The sequence below is a fragment of the Novosphingobium sp. AAP1 genome (assembly GCF_001295765.1).
GTDB lineage: Bacteria > Pseudomonadota > Alphaproteobacteria > Sphingomonadales > Sphingomonadaceae > Novosphingobium > Novosphingobium capsulatum.
In genome coordinates, this window is the sequence record NZ_LJHO01000002.1 from 589,200 (window position 1) to 612,805 (window position 23,606).

17 protein-coding genes are annotated in these 23,606 nt (G+C 67.6%); 2 read left to right on the top strand and 15 right to left on the bottom strand.

Annotated elements, in window-relative coordinates; all coding sequences use genetic code 11:
* Positions 1-42 precede the first annotated feature (42 nt).
* From IP65_RS06605 to IP65_RS06640, 8 genes are all read right to left on the bottom strand, one after another.
* The gene (locus tag IP65_RS06605; protein WP_054131149.1) at positions 43-2,499 is read right to left on the bottom strand and encodes a TonB-dependent receptor; all 2,457 of its coding nucleotides are present in this window, start codon (positions 2,497-2,499) and stop codon (positions 43-45) included.
* 102 nt (positions 2,500-2,601) lie between these two features.
* Positions 2,602-3,273, bottom strand: coding sequence for a response regulator transcription factor (locus IP65_RS06610; protein ID WP_054131150.1), 672 nt, complete (start codon positions 3,271-3,273; stop codon positions 2,602-2,604).
* On the bottom strand, positions 3,270-4,562 hold the full coding sequence (locus tag IP65_RS06615; protein WP_054131151.1) for a sensor histidine kinase KdpD: 1,293 nt from the start codon (positions 4,560-4,562) through the stop codon (positions 3,270-3,272). The genes IP65_RS06610 and IP65_RS06615 overlap by 4 nt, the downstream gene beginning before the upstream one ends.
* Positions 4,563-4,631: 69 nt before the next feature.
* Complete coding sequence (locus IP65_RS06620; RefSeq protein ID WP_054131269.1) at positions 4,632-6,092, bottom strand: efflux transporter outer membrane subunit; 1,461 nt, start codon at positions 6,090-6,092, stop codon at positions 4,632-4,634.
* On the bottom strand, positions 6,085-7,287 hold the full coding sequence (locus IP65_RS06625; protein WP_022677974.1) for an efflux RND transporter periplasmic adaptor subunit: 1,203 nt from the start codon (positions 7,285-7,287) through the stop codon (positions 6,085-6,087). The genes IP65_RS06620 and IP65_RS06625 overlap by 8 nt, the downstream gene beginning before the upstream one ends.
* Positions 7,277-10,531, bottom strand: a complete 3,255-nt coding sequence (locus tag IP65_RS06630; protein ID WP_054131152.1) for an efflux RND transporter permease subunit — start codon at positions 10,529-10,531, stop codon at positions 7,277-7,279. The genes IP65_RS06625 and IP65_RS06630 overlap by 11 nt, the downstream gene beginning before the upstream one ends.
* 154 nt (positions 10,532-10,685) lie before the next feature.
* Complete coding sequence (locus IP65_RS06635; RefSeq protein ID WP_054131153.1) at positions 10,686-12,080, bottom strand: HAMP domain-containing sensor histidine kinase; 1,395 nt, start codon at positions 12,078-12,080, stop codon at positions 10,686-10,688.
* Positions 12,070-12,750 carry a response regulator transcription factor gene (locus IP65_RS06640; protein ID WP_022677977.1) on the bottom strand — a complete coding sequence of 227 codons (681 nt, stop codon included), beginning with the start codon at positions 12,748-12,750 and terminating at the stop codon, positions 12,070-12,072. Before IP65_RS06640 ends, IP65_RS06635 begins: the two co-directional genes overlap by 11 nt.
* 65 nt (positions 12,751-12,815) lie before the next feature.
* Between IP65_RS06640 and IP65_RS06645 the strand changes: the two genes are divergently transcribed.
* Positions 12,816-13,229 carry a group II truncated hemoglobin gene (locus IP65_RS06645; RefSeq protein ID WP_054131154.1) on the top strand — a complete coding sequence of 138 codons (414 nt, stop codon included), beginning with the start codon at positions 12,816-12,818 and terminating at the stop codon, positions 13,227-13,229.
* Between the two features lie 309 nt (positions 13,230-13,538).
* Here IP65_RS06645 and IP65_RS06650 read toward each other — a convergent pair whose 3' ends face one another.
* Positions 13,539-14,969, bottom strand: coding sequence for a PLP-dependent aminotransferase family protein (locus IP65_RS06650; RefSeq protein ID WP_054131155.1), 1,431 nt, complete (start codon positions 14,967-14,969; stop codon positions 13,539-13,541).
* 100 nt (positions 14,970-15,069) lie between these two features.
* On the opposite strand from IP65_RS06650, the gene IP65_RS06655 reads away from it, so the two are divergent.
* Positions 15,070-15,738, top strand: coding sequence for a pyridoxamine 5'-phosphate oxidase family protein (locus tag IP65_RS06655; protein ID WP_022677611.1), 669 nt, complete (start codon positions 15,070-15,072; stop codon positions 15,736-15,738).
* Between the two features lie 103 nt (positions 15,739-15,841).
* Here the strand turns inward: IP65_RS06655 and IP65_RS06660 are convergent, their stop codons facing one another.
* From IP65_RS06660 to kdpB, 6 genes are all read right to left on the bottom strand, one after another.
* Complete coding sequence (locus tag IP65_RS06660; protein ID WP_022677610.1) at positions 15,842-17,011, bottom strand: pyridoxal phosphate-dependent aminotransferase; 1,170 nt, start codon at positions 17,009-17,011, stop codon at positions 15,842-15,844.
* Between the two features lie 77 nt (positions 17,012-17,088).
* The gene (locus IP65_RS06665; protein WP_022677609.1) at positions 17,089-17,559 is read right to left on the bottom strand and encodes an Lrp/AsnC family transcriptional regulator; all 471 of its coding nucleotides are present in this window, start codon (positions 17,557-17,559) and stop codon (positions 17,089-17,091) included.
* 61 nt (positions 17,560-17,620) lie between these two features.
* Positions 17,621-18,310: a response regulator gene (locus tag IP65_RS06670; protein ID WP_022677608.1), complete on the bottom strand. Its 690-nt coding sequence runs from the start codon at positions 18,308-18,310 to the stop codon at positions 17,621-17,623.
* Positions 18,307-20,964 carry a sensor histidine kinase KdpD gene (locus IP65_RS06675; RefSeq protein ID WP_054131156.1) on the bottom strand — a complete coding sequence of 886 codons (2,658 nt, stop codon included), beginning with the start codon at positions 20,962-20,964 and terminating at the stop codon, positions 18,307-18,309. The genes IP65_RS06670 and IP65_RS06675 overlap by 4 nt, the downstream gene beginning before the upstream one ends.
* Positions 20,964-21,575, bottom strand: coding sequence for a potassium-transporting ATPase subunit KdpC (gene kdpC, locus IP65_RS06680; RefSeq protein WP_022675161.1), 612 nt, complete (start codon positions 21,573-21,575; stop codon positions 20,964-20,966). Before kdpC ends, IP65_RS06675 begins: the two co-directional genes overlap by 1 nt.
* A 12-nt stretch (positions 21,576-21,587) precedes the next feature.
* Complete coding sequence (gene kdpB, locus IP65_RS06685) at positions 21,588-23,585, bottom strand: potassium-transporting ATPase subunit KdpB (protein ID WP_054131157.1); 1,998 nt, start codon at positions 23,583-23,585, stop codon at positions 21,588-21,590.
* Positions 23,586-23,606: the final 21 nt, after the last annotated feature.

The window sequence follows — 23,606 nt, forward strand, 5'->3', positions numbered from 1 at the left end:
CCCGGTTTGGGGGGTGGCCGGTTGCCGGGGGGCCGGGAAAGCCTAGAAATGCAGGCGGGCACCCACCTGGAGAGAGCGGGGCGCGCCAGGCGCGAAGAACGTCGATTGCAGCAAAGGCCGTTCGCCATCGATCACTGGGCCGGCAAAGGGCCGTGACACCACCCTGCCCTGCGCATCGAAGGCGGTGGCGCCGAGTTGTGCGGCGCTGGCATAATCCTTGTCGAACAGGTTGCGGACCATGGCAAAGATCGTCAGCCCGGTGCGGGGACGAACTTCTCCCCCAAGATTGAACAGCGCATACGGGGCCGTTCCCCCGGGGCCGAGATAATAGGTGCCGTCCGCCTGGTGGGCATTGTTTTCATTGCCGCGAGCAAAGGCACTGGAAACGGCCACCATGTCGAGGTTGAGTGAGAGCCACGGCGTGGCCTCCCAACCCACCGCCGCTTTCACGGTGTGGCGTGGCAACAGGGGAATGCGATTGCCCGGCTGGATCGCGATCGTACCGTCAAAGCCCGGCCCGGCACCATCGTTGCTGCTGTTGCCCGAACCGTTGACCACCTCGCTCGACCGATAGGTGGCGTCGAGCAGCGTATAGCTTGCCGAAAAGGTGAAGCCGCGCAGCCGGGCATCTGCCGACAGTTCCAGGCCCTGCCGCCGCGTCTTGCCGAAATTGCGGAAGTAGCCATAGCCCAAGGCATCGTTGGCCACGAACAGGATATCGTCGCTGCTGTCGGTTCGAAACAGCGCCGCGTGGACATGGCCCCAGCCATTGCCGCGATCGAGGCGGATTTCCATCGTGCGGGCAATCACCTGGCGCAGCGGAGGATCGCCGGCAAGAGCGTTGGGCAGTCGGCATGGGCTGGCCGGGTCGGAACAGCCCAGTTCGATGGCCGAAGGGGCACGGCTGGCCTGGCTCCACGATAGCGCCAGCGTCGTGCCGTCAGCCGCCTTGCCGGTGAGCGTAATCGCCGGGTTGAGGCGATGATAGACCGGGCTGCTGTCGAGCGAGCCGGTGCCGCCGCCCGGAGTGATTGCGTCGCGGTTGCGCACCGCCACCCGGTCATAGCGTGCTGCCAGGTCCAGGGTAAGCCGCTGGCCAAGCCCGACACGGTCAAGTGCATAGGCCGACAGCGCGGTGGTGCGGCTGCGCAGATCGACCCTGGCATCAAAGGCGTTTTCGGAATCCTGCGTGCCATCGGCAAAGGCGCCCGGCCCAGACACCGGCATGACCGTGCGATCGGGCAGGATATAGCCGAACTGGCTGCTTTGCGTGAAATGCGCGGTACTGCCGATATAGGATGCGCCCAGCGTCAGGTCGTGGGCAAACGGCCCCGTGGTGAAGCGGCCCGATGCCTCCAGCGTTGCGCCCCATTCGCTTTGCCGGGTTTGCGAGCGGTTTATCAGGCCATCGCATTTCTCGTTCGGCTCGGTGTTGAGCAGCACGTTGGCAATGCAGCGCCATTTGGGAAACGGCGTGTTGGCCTGGGTTTCGCCGGCAACGGGAAAGCCGGTATAGCCCGCACTGGTGAGGGCCGCCTGTTCAGCCGCGTTGGGCTGATAGAGGTTTTCGCCCAGGGCATCATCGTTGACGTCGCCATTGTACGTCTGGGTGCGCAGATGGCGCCAGAAAGCGTTGCCGCGCAGATGCAGCCCGCTGTCCAGGCGGGTTTCGCCATTGAGCACGACCATGCCCATGCGATTGCGGGTGTTGTCGGGCGCGGTGTAGACGCTGCGCCGATCAGCAGCGAGCAGGCGCATTTCCTGAAGGCCATTGCCGTTGAGGTTGGTATCGGCAAAGTGGCCTGTCAGCGATACCGACGATGCCGCATCGCTCCACCCCAATTTGGCCAGCGCCCGGCTGGCGCGCGAGCGCGAAAGATCGCGCCAGCCGTTCTCGCGGAAATGGTCGGCGGCGACGTACCAATCCAGCCCACCGGGCAGAACGCCGCCGGCCTGGGCGCTGCCGGTCACGCGGCCGAATGCACCGCCGCTGGCCTCCAGCGTGACGCCAGGATCGCTCTTGCCGCTCTTGGTGCGCAGGACCAGCGCGCCGCCCAGGGCATTGCGGCCGAATTGCGGGGCCGCGCCCGATACCAGGTCGATATCGGCCACCGCCATGGTGGGGATCAGATCCCAGCTGACCACGTCACCGAACGGCTGGTTGACGCGCACCCCATCGAGATAGACCGAAAGCCCCTGCGCCGTGCCGAGCAGCGGCGAGGCGGTGAGGCCGCGATAGTTCACATCGGGTTGCAGCGGATTGCCCTGCACGTCGTTGATCGTAACGCCGGGTGCCGTGCGGGCCAGATGCTCGGCGACGCTTACTGCCTGAGTAGCCTGTAGTGCCCTGGCATTGCCCACTTCCGGCGCTTCACCCGCCAGCGGCGTGGCGCGCACGATAATGTCAGGCCCCGTCGCGGTCGTATCCTGCGCTTGTGCCGGCATCGCCAGGCACAGGCACGATGCACCCGCGCAGAACCAGCCCCTCATGTCCCGCATCACGCTCTCCCTGTTTTTCAACATGGAGGCCGTAACAGGATGAAACGCCAATAACCTGAGCGAACGCTCAGACTGACCCAAGGTATGAGACGGTGCTGGCGCCTATTCCGGCAAAGTCAGGCGAAAACCCCGGCCGCGAACCGCGGCGATCGCCAGGCCGCAGGGGCCAAGCCGCTTGCGCAGCGCACTTACCGCCACATCGACGGCGTTGTCGGTGATCACGGCATCGGCGCCCCACACCCGATCGATCAGCGCGATCCGCTCCACCACCTCACCCCGTGCCAGCGCCAGTTCGGCCAGCAGCGCCAGGCTGCGCGGCTCCAGGGCCAGCGGGGTGCCGTGCCATGCGGCTGTGCCGGCGGCGCGATCGATGGAAAGGCCCTGCCAGGTGATCGGCGGCGGCAGCAATTGCCCGGCGCGGCGCACCAGCACGCCCACCCGGGCCGCCAATTCGGCAAAGGCAAAGGGCTTGGCCAGGTAATCATCGGCGCCTGCATCAAAGCCTTCCAGCCGATCATCGAGCGCTGTGCGCGCTGTGAGCATAAGGATCGGCATGGCATGCCCGGCGTCGCGGATCTGGCGGCACAGCGCCAGGCCATCGGCATCGGGCAGGCCGATATCGAGAATGACCGTGGCCATCTGCTCGCGCGCCAGGGCGTCGAGCACGCCCGCCCCCTGGCGCAGCCACCGCACAGTAAGGCCGCGGCCGCCCAGGCCCTGGACGATCGCCCGGCCAATGCCAGCATCGTCTTCAACCAGCAGGACCAGGCTCATGCCGCGCCATCCTGCAAGGGCAGGCGAAAACGGATCGCGCAGCCGCCATCGGGCTGGTTTGCTGCCTGCACGCTGCCACCATGACGCTCTGCCACCCAACGGGCCAGGGCCAGGCCCAACCCGCTGCCACCGCGCTGCTGGCCTTCGTGGGTCTGGTAATAGGCATCGAAAATGCGCGGCAACTCGGCCTCCATCACCCCCGGCCCGCGATCGTGGATCACCACCTCAGCCACGCCATCAGCGGGCATCAGCGTGACGCCGAGGGCCGAATCCATTGGTGAAAACTTGATACCGTTTTCGATCACCGCCAACAGCGCCTGACGCAGCCAGCGGGCATCGCCCATCATCGGCAGGGGGTGAGCCGGGGCGGCCAGCGCCATTGCCACATCAACGCTTGCCGCATAGGGCCGGGCCGCCGCCACGGCCTCGGTCACCACCTTCCCAAGATCGAACGGCGCGCTCGCCAGGGCCAAGCGCCCATCGTCTGCGGCAGCAAGGCCAAGCAGTTCGTCGATGCGGTGGGTAAGGAAACCGGCCTGCGCCACGATGTGCCCCAGCGTTTCGCGCAAGAGGTGTGGATCGGCATCGGGCTGGTCCAGCGCCACTTCGGCGGCGCTGCGCACTGCGGCCACCGGGGTGCGCAATTCGTGGCTGACCTTGGCAAAGAACAGGCGGCGCGAGGCATCGACGGCGGCGATGCGGGCGGTGCGCGCCTGGACCATGGCCGCCAGCGCGCGGTTGCTGCGCCACAGCAGCCAGGCCCCGCAGGCCGCGCAGGCCAGGGCGACGGCAGCGAGCAAGCCGGCCAGGACCATGCTGCGCTGCCCGGCGCGGGCCAGCGCCCTGCGCCCGGCCTGAAGCTCGCCATTTTCCTGGCCATCGATCGTGCGGGCCAGCGCTTCCAACCGCATCTGCGCGCCGGGCGTGCGGGCAAGCTGCACCAAGGCATCGGCACGGATCTGCTCTCGCGTTAGCGTCGGGCCGCGCGCCAGACCTACTTCTTCGGCTACCAGCGCACGATAATCGGCCAAGGCCCGTTCGAGCGCGGGGCCCTGCCCCGCTGGGGCGAGCGCGACGATCCGCGCGACAACGGCCGCCTGCCGCTCCGACAGGCTGGCCTGCGTGAACTGGCGGTTGGCGCCGCGCGCGCTGATGGCAAAGGCCACGACCAGCCCGGCGAGCGCCGCCACCAGCAGGGCAAACAGCAATGCCGCCACGCGTGCGCGCCAGGCCAGGCGGGTATCGGCCGCGTCATGGCCAGCAGCGGGCGCGGCAACAGAGTGAACCATGCCGCCATCATCGCGGGGGCTGGCGGAAAAGCCAAGCCCCCGCAACGATCGGCACGACGTCGGGCCTGATCAGCCAGCCTTTGCCGATGACGGCGCCGCAGCCATGCTGGTATCGCCCTGCCAGCCGCCGCCCACGGCGCGCAACAGGCGCACTGCTGCCTGCAGGCGCTGGGTATCCACCTCGATCGCCTTTTGCCGTGTGCGCAGCGCCGTGGTCTGGGCGGTGACGACGTCGAGATAGCTGACCGCGCCGCGTTCATAGCGGCGGGTGGCCAATGCCTCGACCGTGCCAGCCTGCTCGGCCGCGCGCGCCTCGGCGCTGGCTTCGTCGCCCAGGTGATGGAGCCGGGACAGGCCGTCTTCCACATCCTGCACCGCGCCCAGCACGTGGCCCCGATAGTCTGCGGTGGCAGCATCCCAATCGGCGCGGGCCTGCATCACGCGGGCGTGGCGACGCCCACCATCGAACAGGGTCATCACCGCCGCCGGGCCAATCGACCAGAACGTGTTGGGCGCGGCGATGATATTGGCCAGCGTGGTATCCTGCAGGCCAACCTGCCCGCCCAGCAACAGCGAGGGGAAGAAGGCCGCGCGGGCAACGCCAATGCGCCGATTGGCGGCATACATCCGCCGTTCGGCGGCAGCGATATCGGGCCGGCGCTGCAAGAGCGTGGAAGGCACGCCCACCGGCACCGCGGGCAGCGCCAGGCTGCGATCGGATGGCGCGATGGCAAAGCCGGTGGCCGGCACGCCCGCCAGCGTCGCCAGCGCATGTTCGGCCAGGGCACGGGCATTGCGGGCATCGGCCAGCGCGGCCTGCGCCTCTGCCAGCTGCGTCGCGGATTGGCCAGTTTCCATGGCATTGGCGATGCCACCGGAAAAGCGCCGCTGCGTCATGTGGTCGGCCCGGGCATAGGCGGCCACGGTATCGTCGAGCAGCGCGATGATGCGATCCTGCCCGCGCAGCACGGCATAGCCTTCAGCCAGTTCCGCCTGAAGTTGCAGGCGGGTGTCGGCCACGTCATCGGCAGCAGCCTCGGCATCGGCCCGCCCAGCGGCGACATTGGCCCGCACACGACCCCACAGATCGGCTTCATAGCTGCCGGTCAGGCCCAGGGTTTGCGCGCCATAATAATCGGGCTGGGTGCTGCCGCGCAGCGGGCGATCAGCCGATTGCCGGTTCTGCGTGACCGTCGCCCCGGCGCCCAGCTGGGGATAGAGATCGGCCCGCGCCTGGCGCAGCAGGGCCGCAGCCTTGTCGTGCCGGGCAACGGCAGCGGCAAGCGAGGGATTGCCGGCGTTGAGCTGGTCTTCCAACCCGTTGAGCACGGGATCGCCGAACACGGTCCACCATGCGGCGGGCGGCATGGCGGCATCGCCGCTGGCCGGCACCCACGGCCCGGTGCCGGAAAAGGCGGCGGGCAGGCTGACCTGCGGCGGTTTATAGGCCGGGGCGCTGGCGCACCCGGCCAGGGCCATGGCCAGGGCAGCGCCCAGCCCCAGCCGCAGCTTGGCAAGGCGATCAGGCATGTTGGCCGCCCCCACCGTTTGCACCGGCATGGGCGACATGCACCGCTTCGCCATTGGCGATCGAATCCGGCGGGTTGTCGATGATCTTGGTCCCGGCGGACAGGCCACTGACCACTTCCACCGTCTTGCCCAGATCGCGGCCGAGCGTGATCGACAGCAGCCGTACCCGGCCATCGCTGCCCACCGTGGCCACCTGGGTGCCGGCAGAGCGGAACAGCAGCGCGCTAGACGGGATCATGACCGCCCCTGCGCTGCCCGGCACCTTGAACGCCACTTGGGCAAAGCCGCCTGCGCGCAGCGCGTGGGCGGTATTGTCGGCCAGCAACTGCACCTGCAAGGCGCCGTTCTGCGGGTTGATCGCATCGGACGTGCCAACAACCTTGGCGGCAAACGTCTGGCCCGGCAGATCGGGCACGGTCAGGGTCGCTTCCACGCCCGGTTTCATCGCGGCGGCATAGGTCTGCGGCACGCCCACGTAGATGCGGATGCGGCTGACGTCGGCCACGGTAAACATCGGCTGCTGGTTGGTGGCACCAGGCCCCACCAGATCGCCGATGTCGGCAGTGCGCTGGGTCACCACGCCGGCAAAGGGCGCGCGCACCGTGGCATAGCCCTTCATCGCCAGAAGCCGGGCAAGGTCTGCCTCTGCCCCGCGCACGGTGGCAACCTGAACCGCCAGGTTGCCGTTGCGCTCGTCGGCTTCCTGCTGCGACACCGAATGGTCGGTCAACAGGTCGTTCCAGCGCGCTGCCGTGCTGCGGGCTAGGCCCGCGCTGGCCTTGGCCTTGGCCAGCGCGGCGCGGGCGGCCGCGATCTGCTGGTCAAGCTCGGGCGTCTCGATCTGCGCCAGGGGTGTGCCCTGGCCCACGGTGGCGCCGATGTCGCGCGTCCAAGCCTGCATGTAGCCAGGCACGCGGGCAAAGATATGCGCGGTGTTCCACGCCGCCATGGTGCCAGGCAGGCTGAGCGCGCCGCTGGCTGCGGCCGGCGTCACGTCCACCAGGTGAACGGTGGGAATGGCCTGCGCCTCGCTCCAGTTGCGGGTGTCGAGTGCCTCGCCATGGCGGCTGTAGATGCCCACGCCCACGATGACGGCGGCCACCACGCCAGCAACGATGCCGGCGGTCTTGAGCCCGCGCGGCGCGCGCGCCGGGGCGTCTTCCTGGCCCACGACCAGGCTGGTTTCATTCTGCATGGACAAGGTCTCCCTTGATGAAAGTGGGATCATCGGACGGCGGCGGGGTGGGCTGCGACGTGGCGCCGCCCCGGCGCTCCTTGCGATGGACGATGGAGAAGACCACGGGCACGAACACCAGCGTGGCAATGGTGGCGCAGATCAGGCCGCCGATCACGGCGCGGCCGAGCGGGGCGTTCTGTTCGCCCCCCTCGCCCAGGCCCAATGCCATCGGCGCCATGCCGATGATCATGGCCAGCGCCGTCATCAGCACCGGGCGGAAGCGGGTGGAACCGGCTTCGATCGCGGCCAGGGTGGCATTGCCCAGCACGGCCAGGCGTTCGCGGGCAAAGCTGACCACCAGCACCGAGTTGGCCGTGGCCACGCCCATGCACATGATCGCCCCGGTCAAGGCCGGCACCGATAGCGGCGTGTGCGTGGCAAACAGCGTCCAGGCAATCCCGGCAAGCGCAGCCGGCAGGGCCGAAACGATCACCGCCGGATCGATCCAGCTCTGGAAGTTGACCACGATCAGCAGGTAGATCAGCACGATCGCGCCAACCAGACCCAGGACCAGCCCGGTGAAGGCCGCGTTCATGGTTTCCACCTGGCCCCGGATCTTTACGGTCGAACCCTTGGGCAGGCTGGCGGCCGTATCGTTCAGGATCTTCTGCACGTCGCCCGCCACGGCGCCCAGATCGCGCCCTTGGGTGGTGGCATAGACGTCGAACGCCGGCTGCACCGCATAGTGCGAAATCAGCGCCGCCGTTGGCTCCCGCGTCATGGTGCCCAGGGCACCCAGCAGCTGGACCGAACCGGGCCGGGCCGAACTGACCGGGATGTTGTCGAGCGCGCCGATGCTGTCGGTGCGGTATTGCGGGGTCTGCACCACGATCGGATAGGACACGCCGTTTTTGGGATTGAGCCAGAACGTGGGCGCCACCTGCGCACTGCCGGCAAGATTGACCGAAAGGCTCTTGGTCACGTCGTTTTCGGTCACGCCAAGCCGATCGGCTTGGGCACGATCGATGTCAAAGCGCAGTTCCGGGGCGTTGGTCGCCTGCTGCATGCGCACGTCGGCGATCCCGGCAACATGGTTGATGCGGCCGGCCAGCATCCGCGCATAATCGGCGTTGGCCTTGGTATCGGGCCCGGTCACCATGACGTCGATCGGAGCGGGCGCACCGAAGTTGAGGATCTGGCTAATGATGTCGGCCGGCAGGAACGAGAACGTGGTGCCGGGGAACAAATGCGGCAGATGCTCACGCAAGGCGCGGACATAGCCGTCGGTCGGGTGATGATCTTCGGCCAGGGTCACCAGGATGTCACCATCCTGCGCACCGATGCCGCCGCTGTTGGCATAGGCGGTGTTGATGCCCGAAGACGACATGCCGATGTTGTCGACGATCGACACCAGCTCATCGCGAGGCACCGTGGCGCGGATCTGGTCCTCCACCTTGTCGAACAGGGCGGCGGTCTCTTCCAGGCGCGTGCCGACCGGCGCGCGCACGTGCAGGCTGATCTGACCGGAATCGACGCTGGGGAAGAAGTTGCGCCCCAGGAACGGCACCAGAACCAACGAGGCCAGCACCACGATCATGAACCCGGGCACAAACCGCCGGCGGCTTTCGAGCGCGGCGCGCAGCACGTCAACGTACCAGGCGCGGATCGCCTCGAATCGCGTTTCAAAGCCATGCTGGAACCGGCGCAGCGGGTGCATGCCCGGCTTCTGCCCGGTCATGGCATCATGGCTGACCATGATATCCACGGCATGCTCAGAACCATGCGCGCGCAGCAGGAAGTTGCTCATGGTCGGCACCAGCGTGCGCGAGAGCACGAAGCTGGCGATCATCGCAAAGACCACCGACTTGGCCATCGGGGCAAACAGGAAGCCGGCCACGCCGGGCAGGAAGAACATCGGCAAGAAGGCGATGCAGATGCACAGCAGCGAGACGAAGGCCGGGCGCACGATCTGCTCGGCCCCGTCCATGATCGCCTCGGCCACGCCCTTGCCCTGTTCGAGGTGCCAATTGATGTTTTCGATGGTGACGGTGGCATCGTCCACGAGGATGCCCACGGCCAGCGCCAGGCCACCCAGCGTCATGATGTTGAGCGTTTCACCGGTCACCGCCAGGCCCGCCACGGCGGCCAGGATCGCCAGCGGGATCGAGGTGGCGATGATCACGGTTGACCGCCACGAGCCCAGGAACAGCAGGATCATCAGGCTGGTCAGGGCCGCCGCCAGCACGCCTTCGCGCACCACGCCCGAAACCGCCGCCTTCACGAACAGCGACTGGTCCGACAGCAGCTGAATCTTGAGGCTGTCGGGCAGCGTTTCCTTGAGCTTGGGCAGCAGCGCCTTGACGTCGTTGACGATATCGACGGTCGAGGCAGAGCCCGACTTGAGGATCGTCATCAAGACCGCGCGCCCGCCGTCGACTCGCACTTCGTTCACCTGCGGCGGCGAACCATCGTGCACATGCGCAACGTCACCGATCGTCACTGTCGTGCCATCGACCGTGCGGATCGGCAGCGCGTTGAGTTGGTCGATTACCTGCGGGCTGTTGTTGAGGCGGATGGAATATTCGAACTCGCCGATCTTGGTGGTGCCGGCGGGCACGATCTGGTTCTGCGCGGCGAGCGCGGCGCCGACGTCTGCGGCCGAGAGATTGTGCTGCAACAGCGCGGCGGGATCGAGATCGATCTGGATCTGGCGTTCACGCCCGCCATAGGGCGATGGCACGGCCGCACCCTGCACGGTGGCGAGTTGCGGACGAATGCCGTTCTGCCCAAGGTCGTAGATCGCCTGCTCGGAAAGCTTTCCCGAAGACAGCGCCATCTGCAGGATCGGCACCGTGGCCGCGCTGTAGTTGAGGATCAGCGGCGGCGTCATGCCGGGCGGCATCTGCTTGAGCACGGTTTGCGACACCGAGGTGACCTGCGCGGTCGCCGTGCGGATATCGACGCCGGGGCGGAAGAAAATCTTGACCACACCCACGCCGTTCATCGACTGGCTTTCGATATGATCGATATCGTTGACCGTCGAAGTGAGCGAGCGTTCGTAATAATAGACCACCCGGCCGGCCATGTCCTCGGGCGGCAACCCGCGATATTGCCACACTGCGGCAATCACCGGGATGCGGATATCGGGAAAGATGTCGGTGGGGGTGCGTAGCCAGGCGATCGAACCCGAAAGCACGATCAGGATGGCCAGGACGACGAAGGTATATGGCTTGCTGAGCGCAAGCTTGACCAATTGCAGCATGGCGTTCCCAATGGGTTTGGCCCGCCCGCACCGCCTTCGCACGCGCGAAGGCAGGCGCAGGCAGGCGCCAGAAACGTGGGACGCCGCCAATGGTGCGGCGCCAACCGCCGGCTCCATTGAACCGAGCGGCAGCGCGTTGCCAATGAAATGAATTTCACATTGCCGGAACGTGCCCGGCGCGAATGCGTGCGGCCAGCCCCGGACGCGCGCGGTCGGCCCGCGCCGGCGCCAGTTCGAGCGCAAACTGGTGCAGGTGGGCAACCGCTGCCACCACGCTCAGGCCCAGGCCCGAACCTGGCACGGCAGGCGATGCCGCGCCGCGATCGAACCGGCGCACCACCGCGTCGACCTGTTCGGCCGGAATCCCCTCGCCTTCGTCCACCACGGCGATCACGGCCTGACCGCCCTCGCGCGTGACAGTGACCATGACGGTGCCGCCCGGCGGGCTGAACTTAATGGCGTTGTCCACCAGGTTGCTCAGCGCCTCGACCATCAGTTGCGCATCACACACCAGCGTGACCGGCGCGAGGCTGCCTGCCAGCAGCGCCACCTCGCGCTCCTCGGCAAGGGGGGCATAGAGATCGATCACCACCGCCACGAGTTCATCGATGCGGGTGGCGGCAAAACCCTGGCGGCGGTGGCCAGCCTCGATCTCGGAAATGCGCAACAGCGCGGCAAAGCGCGCGAGCACGGTGTCGAGATCCTCGATCGCGGCATTGATGCGCTGCCCTTCCGCCTCGGGCAAGTTCGGCGCGCGGGCGGCGCGGTACAACTGGTTGCGCACGCGCGTGAGCGGGGTGCGCAAATCGTGGGCAATGGCATCGGTCACCGATTTGACTTGTGCCATCGATCGCTCGACCTCGCCGACCATGTGGTTGACCGTGTCGGCCAGCAGATCGAGTTCGTCACCGCGCCCCTCGATCGGCATGCGCGCATCGAGGCGCCCGCCGGCGATCGTGCTGGCCACGCGTTGCAGGCGGTCCACCCGTCGCAGCGGGCCCAGGCTCAGCGCCAGGCCGGCGCCCAGCAGCAGCGGCACGACCACCAGGCCGCTGGCAAGCAGGATCACCAGCACGTGATCGCGCAGTTCGGTGATCACGGTGGAATCGCGGCCGACCATGATGATGAAGCCGCCGGCGGTTCGCTCAGCCAGGATATGCAACGGCCCGCGTACGTCCGGCCCATCTTCACGCGCATAAGTGTGCCCCAGCCGCAGCGGCGGGCTTGCCCCCAGATCGCCCGCCACCCAGCGCCCGCCGGGCGAGATCAGGCCGAAATGCCCCAGCGGATTGGCCCCGGCGCGGGAAGAGGCATCGATGGCGGCGGGCAGATCGGCCGGCGGCACCGCCACCAGGCGCGCCATTTCCGCGCGCAGGATCAGATCGACGCGCGTGTCGAGGTTTCCGGCCGTGAGGCTATAGACCATCGCCAGCACCAGCAGCACGGCCAGCACCGATGCCGCGCCAAACATCACCGCCAGGCGAAACGTGCTGGTCTTGCGAATGGCGGAAAAGCGCGGCCAGGTGGCCCAGGGCCATTCAGCCGGCATCAAAGCGATACCCTTCGCCCTTGACCGTTTCGATCAGCGACGGCTGCCCTGGCAGATCAATCTTCTTGCGCAGGCGGGCGATATGCACGGCGATCAGGTTAGCGCCGGGATCGAAATAATACCCCCACACCCGTTCAAAGATGATCTGTCGCGCCACGGTTTCACCGGCATTGCGCATGAGGAATTCAAGCAGGCGAAATTCCATGTGCAACAGGCGCACCGGCTCGCCAGCCACGCGCACCTCGCGGCGGATCAGGTCCATTTCCACCGGCCCTGCCGTCAGCAGCGCGGTGGATGCGGCCATCTGGCCCTGGCGGCGCAGCAGCACTTCCACGCGCATCGCCATCTCATCAGGCGCAAACGGCTTGATCAGATAATCGTCGCCGCCCGCGCGCAGCCCGGCAATCCGCTCGTCGACATCGCCCAGCGCGCTGATCATCAGCACCGGCAATGTAAGCCCGGCCGCGCGCAGCCGGGCGACAACGGACAGCCCATCGAGCCCGGGCAGCATGCGATCGAGCGTGATTGCGTCGAACGGTTCGCGCAGGGCCAGTTCCACCCCGCTGTCGCCGTCGTTCGCCGCGCGCACCTCGTGCCCGTGGCCGCGCAATTCGGCCACGATTTCGCCGGCCGTGTCGGGATCGTCCTCGATAACCAGAATGCGTGCCATGGCAGGGTGCTTTAGCCGCGAACGCGGGCGCTGGCCAGCACGCACGGCCAGGGCTATGGCGCGGCATGACCCAAGCCCCGGATGCCCCTGCCGACAGCACTGCGCCCACCCCGTATGACCTGCTGGGTGGGGAAGACATGGTGCGAGCCTTCTGCGCCCGCTTCTATCACCTGATGGACAGCCTGCCCGGCGCTGCGGCCTGCCGCGCGGTGCATCCGCCCTCCCTCGAACGCGCCGAACAGCGGCTGTATGAATATCTGACCGGCTGGCTTGGGGGACCGCCGCTCTATACCAGCCAATATGGCCATCCCCGCCTGCGCATGCGCCACATGGGTGCCTCGATCGGTGAGGAAGAGATAAAGGGCTGGCTGCTGTGCTTCCACCAGGCCTGGGCCGAACAGGTTCCGCCTTCCCCGCTTTCCAGCACGATCGTGGAACGGGTGGAAGGGCTGGCCTGGCACATGGCCAACCGCGCCTAACCATCCTGGCGAAAATGCCGGGCAATTGTAAAATCGCTCGCCAAAATCTGTGTGCAGTGCAATAATCAACGAATTGCACGTTGATTTTGGATTCGCCTAAACCACGGCACTGTCGCATCTTTTTGCATTGGGGAGCGCGACTATGGAGCTTTCACCCAAGATCTGGGCAGTGCTGCTATGCAGCATTGGCCGCCACCAGCCCAACCGTGGAAAACGCTTTTACGAGGCTGGCGTGGAATATTGCCCGTGCCGCCATTGTGGCCGCCGCCTGCGCCACATGGGCCATCGCGACTGGCGCCCGTAACCCCGTCAGGCGGGCAGCGGCACCAGCCGGTCAAGCGCCGTGGCGAGGCGGTCGATCGCCTGTGGCGTAGCCGTGGCCACACCGAGCAGCAGGCCGGCACGCGGCGGGCTGAGAAATAGCTGCGACAATGGCATCACGCCCAACCCATGCTCGTGCAACGCCTGCGCCAGCGCGGCATCGTCTTGCCCGGCCAAGGGATCGAGCCACAGTGCGAGTTGCAGGCCGCCATCGACCGGCCCGATCTGCCAGCGGCCCCGCGCCATGCCAGTCAATCGCCCGGCCAGGTCGAGCATGCGCTGGTGATAGACCTTGCGCATGCGGCGCACATGGGCGTTGAGATGCCCCTCTGCCAGGAAATCGGCCATCGCCGCCTGCACGTGCACCGGCACCATGCCACCCGACAGGCGCACCGCCGCCCGCATCGGGGCCACCAGGCGCGGTGGCACGATCGCATAGGCGACGCGCAACCCCGGCGCGAGAACCTTGGAAAACGTGCCGAGATAGGCAACGCAGCCGGCATCGTCCAATCCCTGAAGGCTGGCCAGCGGGCGTCCGGCATAGTGGAACTCGCTGTCGTAATCGTCCTCCACGATCAGGGCGCCGTGGCTGGACGCGCGATCAAGCAGCGCCAGCCGCCGCGACAGGCTCATCGCCGCGCCGGCCGGATACTGGTGCGATGGGGTGACGTGGATCAGTCGCGGCGGCGATGCCTGCGGCGCGCGCGCCGGATCGAGCCCCTCGTCATCCACCGGCACCGGCACCAGCGTGGCACCCGCCCGGCGCAACAGCGCCTGGGCCGTGGCATAGCCGGGGTCTTCCACCCAGGCGGTATCGCCCGGCGTCACGACCAGCCCCGCCAGCAACGCCAGCGCCGCCGCGGTCGACGGCACGATCACCACTTGCGCCGGATCGGCCACCACGGCGCGGCGCCGGCGCACGTGATCGAGCACGGCGGCACGCAGGATCGGCAGTCCCTGGGCATCGGCATAGCCCAGGTCATGGACACGCAAGGCCCGGGCGCGGGCGCCGAGGCAGCGCGCCCATGCCGCATGGGGAAACGACGCCAGATCGGGCAGGCCCGGGCGCAGTGGCAGGAAGCGGCTGGGATCTTCCTGGGCCGCGGCAGCCAGGCCCGCAGGTTCTGCCCGCTTTGGCCGGCCCCCTCCGCTCAACGGCGGCGGCGGCAAAGGCGCGACGCGGGTGGCAGAACCGGGCGTGGCATGGACAAAGCCTTCGGCGGCGAGCCGGTCATAGCCGGCCACCACCGTGCTGCGCGCGATGCCCAGCGCCACAGCCAGCGCGCGCGTCGACGGCAAAGGCGCGCCGGCCGGCAGCGTGCCTGCCAGGATACGTTCGCGAAACGCGCGATAGACCTGCCCTTCCAGATCGCCCGCAGCGCGGTTCAACACCAGCCAGGTCAGCGGTTCGGCATGCATGGGGGCGCCTTAAGCGGACTGCTCATATTTTGACAAGTGGACCTCATCAACAAACCACTTTGTCGGCAAAACCAGCCTGCCACAGCAAGAGGCCTAAGCGATGACAAACCAGTTTCCCGTTACAGACCGCAGCCGCGTGCGCCGCATGCACGATCGCGCCAGCCATGCCTGGGCCGATGTTCATGCGGTACTGGATGCCGCGCCCATGTGCCACGTTGGCTATGTGATCGACGGCGCGCCTTATGTGACGCCAACGCTCCACTGGCGGCAGGGCAACCGCGTGTTCTGGCACGGGTCTTCGGCCAGCCGGTTCCTGCGACAGGCCGAAGGGCAAGCGGTATGTCTGACAGTGAGCCTGATGGATGGCTATGTCCTGGCGCGATCGGCCTACAACCATTCGGTCAACTATCGCAGCGCCATGGTATTTGGCCGCGCCAACAAGATCACCGATGCGCAGGAAAGCGCCGCTGCGCTTCGCCAGATGGTCGACAGCCTGTTCCCCGGCCGGTGGGACACACTGCGCCCGATGACCGCGCAGGAGGCCAAGGCCACGACGGTGATGTGGATGGATATCGCCGAAGCGAGCGTGAAGGACCGCGTCGGCCCACCCGGCGACGCGGATGAGGCGGACGTGCCAGTCTGGGCCGGCGTCCTGCCGATGCGCACCACCCTCGGCACGCCCGAACCCGCGCCGGAGATAGCAGCGGGTGTGCCGCTACCTGCCGACCTGGCCGAACTGGTGGCGTCAGGGCTGCTCCGCCCGGCGTAGGCGCAAATGGGGGGCTGTGGCCTGACCGAAAGCAGCGGAAAACCAGGTAGCTGGCTCCCGGATCAAATCCGGGGTCCCGCTATTCTGCTACGGAACTTCGGCCCTACGCCAGCACCCGCTCCACCGTATTGCAAAAGCGTTCCATTTCCTGGGGCGAGCCGATGGTGATGCGCGATCGCGTCGGCCAGATCGGCCAGGAGCGACCGATGGCAATGCCCTTGGCCTCGAACGCGGCCTTGATCGGTGCAGCGGGCCGGCGCCAATCGACCATCAGCATGTTGGCGGCGCTGGGCAGCACCGGGAAACCGCGCTGCGTGAGGAAAGCGGCGGTCTTTTCGCGGGTCTGCGTGTTCTGTTCGCGCCGGGCGGTGATCTGGTCCATTCGGCGCAGGCTGGCGCTGGCGCAGGCGAGCGCCGGCACCGGCAGTTGCAGCGTCTGGATTACGCCATCGTACTGCATCAGCTTGGCCTGAAGGTCAGGCCGGGCGATCGAGAGGCCCATGCGCATGCCGGCCATGCCGAAAATCTTGGAAAAAGTACGCAGGATCACCACGTTCTGGCCCTGGCGCACCAGATCCATGCCCGATGCCGCGCCGGAAAAGTGCAGATAGGCTTCGTCCAGCAGCAGTACGGCATCCTTGGGCATGGCATTGGCCAGCCACACGATGTCGGCCATCGGGGTGAGCGATCCGGTGGGGTTGTTGGGGTTGCAGATGTGATAGAGCCCGGCGCGCGGATTGGCCGCCAGCATGGCACGCACATCGTGGGCCTGGTCGCTGGCCCGCAGCGGCACCTTGGCCACCGGCGCGCCAATGTAACCAGCCACCATCCAGGCCACCTCGAACGTGGGATCGGCGGTTACCAACCCGCGCTCTGGGCTGCAAAAGCCGACGACGGCGCGGGCGAGCGGGCTGCCCGATCCCGCCCAAGGCACGACATGATCGGCGCCCACCTGCTCCATCGTCGCGACGGTCTCGATCAGGGCGTCACGCTCACCGGCGGGATCGTAATAGTTGCTGCGGGCAACGGCGGCGCGGGCAGCGTCGGTGCCGTCGTCCACCGGCCCTTCCCAATATTCGTTTCCATTGAGGCGGATCGTGCCTGGAGCCACTTTCAGGCCATTGGCAGCCGAAGCCGCGCTGGGTTGCGGGCCGGCCTGGCCCGCCGGCGCGGCCAAGGCCCGCTCCCCCAGCGCGGCGCTGGTGCCAAGGGCAGCGGCGATCTGGAACATGCGCCGACGATCGAGCGGCAGGGCAGCGGAAAAGTCTGTCATGGCGCAGGCATCCTTTGGCAAAAACGCAAGGGAGGCGCGATGGTGCAGTGCCGCGAAGGCGCGGTCAACCGCCGCGTTCAGAATGCGGCGGCATGATGCAGCGGCAGGCTTTCGGCAGACTTGACCGTCTCCATCACGATCGAGGCGCAGACCACGTTCATTTCGATCCGCGATACCAATGCCTTGTACACGCGGTCATAGTCATCGACGCTGGGCAGCACGATGCGCAGCAGGTAATCGATGTTGCCGGTCAGGCGATAGACTTCCATGATTTCGGGGATGCCGGCCACGGCCTGGCGGAACTGCTCGGTCCACGCCGCGCTGTGCGTGCGCACGCTGACGGTGACGAACACCGTGGTCGGCAGCCCCACCTTGGCGCGGTCGATCACCGCCACGTTGCGGCGGATATAGCCTGCCTCGCGCAAGTGGGCGATGCGCCGCGAACAGGCCGACGGCGAAAGATGCACCTTGGCGCCAACATCGGCCAGGGGCGTATCGCTGTCACGCTGCAGAACGTCGAGTATAGCCAGATCACGCGAATTGAGCATACGAAAGACCTCCCGCCACGCAAATGCAGGATAACGCAGCGCTGCGCAACCAGTGTGCAGATTAAGCGGTAATCAGGCGATAGCCCACGCCGGGCTCGTTGCGGATCATGCTCGCTTCAACGTCGCCGTCCTCCAGCTTGCGGCGCACCCCGCGCACGGCGACGCGCAAGTATTCCACATCGTGTTCATGCCCTGCCCCCCAAACCGCACGCAGCAGCGCGGCATGCGACACGACGCGACCCGGGTGGCGACACAGTTGCGCCAGAAAGCCGTATTCCTTGGGCGTCAGATGCACTTCCACCCCATCGCGCAGCACGCGGCGGGCCGCCAAATCCACCGTTACGGCGCCAACCTGGACCACCGGCTCTTCCGCCACGCGGTTGAGCCGCGTGCGCAGGGCCACGCGGATGCGCGCGTGGACTTCGTCGGTGTCGAACGGCTTGGTGACATAGTCATCAGCGCCCAGATCGAGCGCGGCAACCTTTTCATCGGTGGCGTCGCGCGCCGAAACGATCAGCAGTGCTGCGCCCGTGGCCTTGACCAGCGGGATAAGTTCCAGCCCGTCGCGGTCAGGCAGGCCCAGATCGAGCAGCACCAGATCGGGCTTGTCGATCGCCAGTGCCGCCAGGGCAGCGCGGGCATCGGCGGCCTCGATCACCTCGTGCCCGGCGCGGGCCAGGCTGCCGCGCAGCAGGCGGCGGATGGCGGGTTCATCGTCCACCACCAGGACGCGGGTGGCAAGGCTGCTCATTCGGCGCTGATCTTTCGCAACTGGCTTTCCGAGAAATGCAGGGTGAAGCGGGCGCCGGGGCGATCGCTGCGGTTGGCGGCGCTGACATCGATGCCCATGGCGCGGGCAAAGCCCCTGACGATGGCCAGGCCCAGGCCGGTGCCGCCCTTGCGATCGGAGCCTTCCACTCTTGTGAAAACTTCGAATATGCGAAGCGACATGCCCGGCGGCAGGCCAGGGCCTTCGTCCAGCACCAGCAGGTCGAGCCCATCGGCACGGCGCTGGGCCGACAGAATGATCGCGCCTTCTTCCCCACCATGGCGCACCGCGTTCTCGATCAGGTTGATCAGGCAGTGGTGAAACAGGCGCGGATCGACCATCACCAGCGGCAGATCGGGAGCGATATCCATCGTCACGGCGCGGGTGCCGAGCGTGCGGCGCAGATCGTGCACCGCGCTGGCCACGGCCTCGGCCAGGTCCACCGCCTCGGGCCGCAGGGCAATCGCGCCGGCCTCGATCCGCACCATGTCGAGCAGGTTGGCGATGAAGCGTTGCAACCGTTCCGCCTCGGCCCGGGCAGTGGCAAGGATCGGCACTTGCTCGGGATTGGCGGGCGTGAGTTCGCGCAGCGTGCCGACCACGGCGGTGAGCGGGGTGCGCAGATCGTGGCTGATCGAAGACAGCAGCGCGGCACGCAACCGGTCGCGCTCTTCCAGTTGGCGCACGCCGGCCATGTCATGCTCAAGCCGGATGCGTTCGAGCGCTAGGCCGGCCTGGTCTGCCAGGCTGCCCAAGAGCGGGAGGCGATCGCTGCGCACCGGGGCGCTGGCATCGCCGCGTGCCAGGCCGAGCACCGCGAGCGGCGCGCCGCCGGCCGAAAGCGGGGTAAACAGCCATTCCGACGCGGTGAGCGTGCCCGACCCGCGCCCGGCCGGCTGCGCGCGATCGAACGCCCACTGCGCCGCGGCGAAATCGAGCACTTCCAGCCGGTGCTCGGGCGGAAAGGCGGCGGCCACGGCCAGCTTGCCGTCTTCGGGCAACAGCATCAGGGCATGGGCATCGAGCAGGCGGGATGCTTCGGCACAGAGCACGCGGCCCAGTTCCTCGGCCGTGGTCACCCCGGTGAGCAACCGCGCAAAACCAGCGAGCGCCGCACTGGTGCGGGCACTGGCGCCCGCGAGCAACGCCTGCTGCCGCAGTCGCGCGGCAAGCTGGCTGCTGACCGCCGCCACTGCCACCAGCACCAGCACGGTGATGATGTTCTGCGGATCGGCGATCGTGAACGTGCCGGTCGGCGGGATGAAGAAGAAGTTGTAGGCGAGCGAGGCGACCAGACCGGTGATCACCCCGGTGGCCAGGCCATAGCGCGTGGCGGCGAGCATCACTGGCAGGAAATAGAGCAATGCCACGTTGGTGATCGGCGCGGCGGCAAACAGCAGGCGGCCCAGTGCCGTAACCAGCGCCGTGGCGCCCAGCGCCGGCACCAGGCCACGCACCAACGGCCCCCAGCCCCAAGCCCCGATCGGCGCGCGGTCCAACGCGATACGCGCCTGCGCGCCGTGCGCGACCGGCACCTGCTGCAGGGCAAGATCGGGCAAGCGCCGCGCCAGGGTATCGACGGTAAGGCGCCGTTGCCAAGCAAAGCGGCGCGGGCGCGGCGCGCCAACCACCAGCAGGGTGGCGCGGGTATCGGCGGCAGCCTGTTGCAGGCCATCGACCACCCCTGCGGCCGGCAGCGCCAGGACCTGGCCGCCAAGCTGGGTGGCGAGGTGCATCGCCTCGGCCAGGCGGGCATTGGCCTGCGCGCTGCGTTCGCCCGGCGTATCGATGTGCACCGCCGTCCACGGCGCGCGCAGGGCATCGGCCAGGCGCCGTCCGGCGCGCACCACGTCGCTGGCCGCATCATGGCTGCCCACCGCCACCAGCACGCGATCGGCGGTGGCCCAGGTGCCGGCGAGCGCCTGGGCGCGGACATCGTCGAGCATCTGCGCATCGACCGCCTGGGCCGCGCGGCGCAGCACGAGTTCGCGCAGGGCCGAAAGATTGGAGCGGGAAAAGAAGTGATGCAGCGCGCGCGCCGCCTCGTGCGGGACATAGACCTTGCCCGCGCGCAACCGCTCGATCAGTTCATCGGGCGGGGTATCGACCACCTCGATCTCCGCCCGATCGAGCAGGCGATCGGGCACGGTTTCGCGCACCCGCACATGGGTAAACGAAGCGACGACATCGTTGAGGCTTTCGAGGTGCTGGATGTTGAGCGTGGACCACACGTCGATCCCGGCGGCGAGGATTTCCTCGACATCCTGCCAGCGCTTGTCGTGCCGGCTGCCCGGCGCGTTGGCGTGGGCGAGTTCGTCCACCAGCACGAGCGCGGGCTTGCGCTCGAGAATGGCGTCGAGGTCCATTTCCAGCAGGGTATGGCCGCGATGCGCTACCTCTTTGCGCGGCAGCACCGAGAGCGGGCGCAGCCGTGCCTCGGTCTCGACCCGGCCATGGGTTTCGACCACGCCCACCACCACGTCCACCCCGGCGCGGGCCTGGCCCAGCGCGTCGTCGAGCATTTCGCAGGTCTTGCCAACGCCAGGAGCCGCCCCAAGGAAAACCTTGAGGCGGCCTGAGGTTTCCTGCTCGGCAAGGCGCAGCAGGGCTTCGGGATCGGGGCGTGCCGGCGTCATCAATGCCCTTGTGCGCGCGCCGACGTGGCTTCGTCCAGTGCCCTGTTGAGCGCCAGAACATTGACCCGCGGTTCGCCCAGCAGGCCCAGCAGCGGCTGCTCCACCTGCGCCTCTACCAGTTCATGGACCTTTTCCGGGGCCAGGCTGCGGGCGGCGGCCACGCGGTTTACCTGGGAAAAGGCTGCCTCGGGGCTGATATGGGGGTCAAGCCCCGAGGCAGAGGTGGTCACCAGGTCAGGCGGAACGGGAGAGCCTGGTGAAGAGGCGGCAAAATCCTTGACCGCGCCGGCCACGCGATCGTGCAAGGTTTGCGAGAACGGCGCGAGGTTGGACCCGGCAGATGCCGAGGCATCGTAGCCATTGCTGCCCGCCGCCGAGGGGCGACCGTGGAAGTAGCGGGCGCTGGTAAAGGCCTGGCCGATCAGGTCAGAGCCGATGACCTGGCCGTGGTCGGTGATCAGGCTGCCATTGGCGGCCCAGGGAAAGGCAGCCTGGGCCACGGCGGTGATGGCGGCGGGGTATGCCAGGCCAAGCAGGCCAGCAAACAGCCCGGTCATCATCAGCGAGGGACGCACCGCAGCGACGAGTTCCCGATTGATTACAGACGACATGAGCGAAATCCCTTAGGCAAGATGCAGAGCGGCGACGAGCATATCGATCGCCTTGATCCCGACGAACGGCGCGATGAGCCCGCCGACGCCAAAGACCGCCAGGTTGCGAGCAAGCAGTGCGCCAGCCCCGACCGGACGATAGCGCACACCCTTGAGCGCCAGCGGCACGAGCGCGGGAATGATCAGGGCGTTGAACATGATCGCCGACAGGATCGCGCTTTGCGGGGTGGCAAGGTGCATCACGTTGAGCACCGAGAGCTGCGGATAGAGCACCAGGAACATCGCCGGGATAATGGCGAAGTACTTGGCCACGTCATTCGCCACCGAGAACGTGGTGAGTGCGCCGCGCGTCATCAGCAACTGCTTGCCCAGCCCGACGATCTCGATCAGCTTGGTCGGATCGCTGTCGAGATCGACCATGTTGCCCGCTTCGCGCGCAGCCTGGGTGCCGGTGTTCATCGCCACGCCCACGTCGGCCTGGGCCAGGGCGGGCGCATCGTTGGTGCCATCGCCGCACATCGCCACCAGGCGGCCGCCCTGCTGCTCGCGCCGGATCAGCGCCAGCTTGTCTTCGGGCGTTGCCTCGGCCAGGAAATCGTCGACGCCGGATTCAGCGGCAATGGCAGCGGCGGTTAGCGGATTGTCACCCGTGATCATCACGGTGCGGATGCCCATCTTGCGCAGTTCGGCAAAGCGTTCGCGGATGCCGGCCTTGATCACGTCCTTGAGCGCGACGATCCCCAGCAGCGTGCCGTTTTCAGCAACCGCCAGGGGGGTCTGCCCCTGGCGCGCGACGTCTTCGGCAATGCGGCGCAGCTCGGCAGCCGCCGTGCCACGGGCGGCATCGGGAACGCTGCGCAGGATCGCATCGACTGCGCCCTTGGTCACGACGTGGCCGTTGTTATCAAGGCCGGAGATGCGGGTCTGGGCGGTGAACGGAATGACCTCGGCACCGGCGGGTACGTCGGGCACGTCCAGGCTGTGCGCTTCCTGCGCCAGACGCAGGATCGAGCGGCCTTCGGGCGTTTCATCGGCCAGGCTGGCCATGAGCGCGGCGCGCGCCAAGGTGGCCGGAGCCGTGCCCGCCAGGGGCAGGAAGTTGCTGGCCTGGCGGTCACCGACGGTGATCGTGCCGGTCTTGTCGAGCAGCAGGACGTCGATATCGCCGGCCGCTTCCACCGCGCGGCCAGACTTGGCGAGCACGTTGAATTGCACCAGGCGGTCCATCCCGGCGATGCCGATGGCCGAAAGCAGTGCGGCGATCGTCGTCGGGATCAGCGTGATCAGCAGGGCGGCCAGCACCGCCACGGGGATCTGCCCCCCGGCATAGCGGGCAAATGCCGGAATGGTGGCGACCGCGATCAGGAAGATGATCGTGAGGCCGACGAGCAGGATGGTGAGCGCGATCTCGTTCGGGGTCTTCTGGCGCTGGGCGCCTTCGACCAGGGCGATCATGCGATCGAGAAAGCCCTGCCCGGCTTCCTGCGTCACCCGCACGGTGATCTCGTCAGACAGCACGCGGGTGCCGGCGGTGACGGCCGAACGGTCGCCACCGGCTTCGCGGATCACCGGCGCGCTTTCACCGGTGATGGCCGCTTCGTTGACCGAGGCCACGCCGGCGATCACTTCACCATCGGCGGGGATCAACTCGCCAGCGGCGACCATGACGACCGCGCCCTTTTGGAGGGTGGCGGCCGAAACCTTGCTGCCATCGGGCAGACGGGCCACCAGGTCTGACCGCGTGGCGCGCAGCGAGGCGGCCTGGGCGCGGCCGCGCCCTTCGGCCAGGCTTTCGGCAAAGGTGCCGAACAGCACCGTCAGCCACAGCCAGACGATCAGCTGGATCTGAAAGCCCAGCGACAGGCCGGTGTGGCCCACGAACAGCAGCACGGTAAGCAGCAGCGCGACGACGGCGGTGGTGAACAGCACGGGGTTGCGCACCAGCTGGGCGGGATGCAGCTTGCGCAGCGCGCCACCCAGCGCCGGTACGACCAGTTCGGCCGAAAACATCGAGGTAGGTTGGGACACGGC

Bases quoted from the DNA above. Each gene is read 5' to 3' on its own strand.
- IP65_RS06605 (WP_054131149.1), bottom strand. From the start codon at position 2,499: ATGCGGGACATGAGGGGCTGGTTCTGCGCGGGTGCATCGTGCCTGTGC.
- IP65_RS06610 (WP_054131150.1), bottom strand. From the start codon at position 3,273: ATGAGCCTGGTCCTGCTGGTTGAAGACGATGCTGGCATTGGCCGGGCG.
- IP65_RS06615 (WP_054131151.1), bottom strand. From the start codon at position 4,562: ATGGTTCACTCTGTTGCCGCGCCCGCTGCTGGCCATGACGCGGCCGAT.
- IP65_RS06620 (WP_054131269.1), bottom strand. From the start codon at position 6,092: ATGCCTGATCGCCTTGCCAAGCTGCGGCTGGGGCTGGGCGCTGCCCTG.
- IP65_RS06625 (WP_022677974.1), bottom strand. From the start codon at position 7,287: ATGCAGAATGAAACCAGCCTGGTCGTGGGCCAGGAAGACGCCCCGGCG.
- IP65_RS06630 (WP_054131152.1), bottom strand. From the start codon at position 10,531: ATGCTGCAATTGGTCAAGCTTGCGCTCAGCAAGCCATATACCTTCGTC.
- IP65_RS06635 (WP_054131153.1), bottom strand. From the start codon at position 12,080: ATGCCGGCTGAATGGCCCTGGGCCACCTGGCCGCGCTTTTCCGCCATT.
- IP65_RS06640 (WP_022677977.1), bottom strand. From the start codon at position 12,750: ATGGCACGCATTCTGGTTATCGAGGACGATCCCGACACGGCCGGCGAA.
- IP65_RS06645 (WP_054131154.1), top strand. From the start codon at position 12,816: ATGACCCAAGCCCCGGATGCCCCTGCCGACAGCACTGCGCCCACCCCG.
- IP65_RS06650 (WP_054131155.1), bottom strand. From the start codon at position 14,969: ATGCATGCCGAACCGCTGACCTGGCTGGTGTTGAACCGCGCTGCGGGC.
- IP65_RS06655 (WP_022677611.1), top strand. From the start codon at position 15,070: ATGACAAACCAGTTTCCCGTTACAGACCGCAGCCGCGTGCGCCGCATG.
- IP65_RS06660 (WP_022677610.1), bottom strand. From the start codon at position 17,011: ATGACAGACTTTTCCGCTGCCCTGCCGCTCGATCGTCGGCGCATGTTC.
- IP65_RS06665 (WP_022677609.1), bottom strand. From the start codon at position 17,559: ATGCTCAATTCGCGTGATCTGGCTATACTCGACGTTCTGCAGCGTGAC.
- IP65_RS06670 (WP_022677608.1), bottom strand. From the start codon at position 18,310: ATGAGCAGCCTTGCCACCCGCGTCCTGGTGGTGGACGATGAACCCGCC.
- IP65_RS06675 (WP_054131156.1), bottom strand. From the start codon at position 20,964: ATGACGCCGGCACGCCCCGATCCCGAAGCCCTGCTGCGCCTTGCCGAG.
- kdpC (WP_022675161.1), bottom strand. From the start codon at position 21,575: ATGTCGTCTGTAATCAATCGGGAACTCGTCGCTGCGGTGCGTCCCTCG.
- kdpB (WP_054131157.1), bottom strand. From the start codon at position 23,585: ATGTTTTCGGCCGAACTGGTCGTACCGGCGCTGGGTGGCGCGCTGCGC.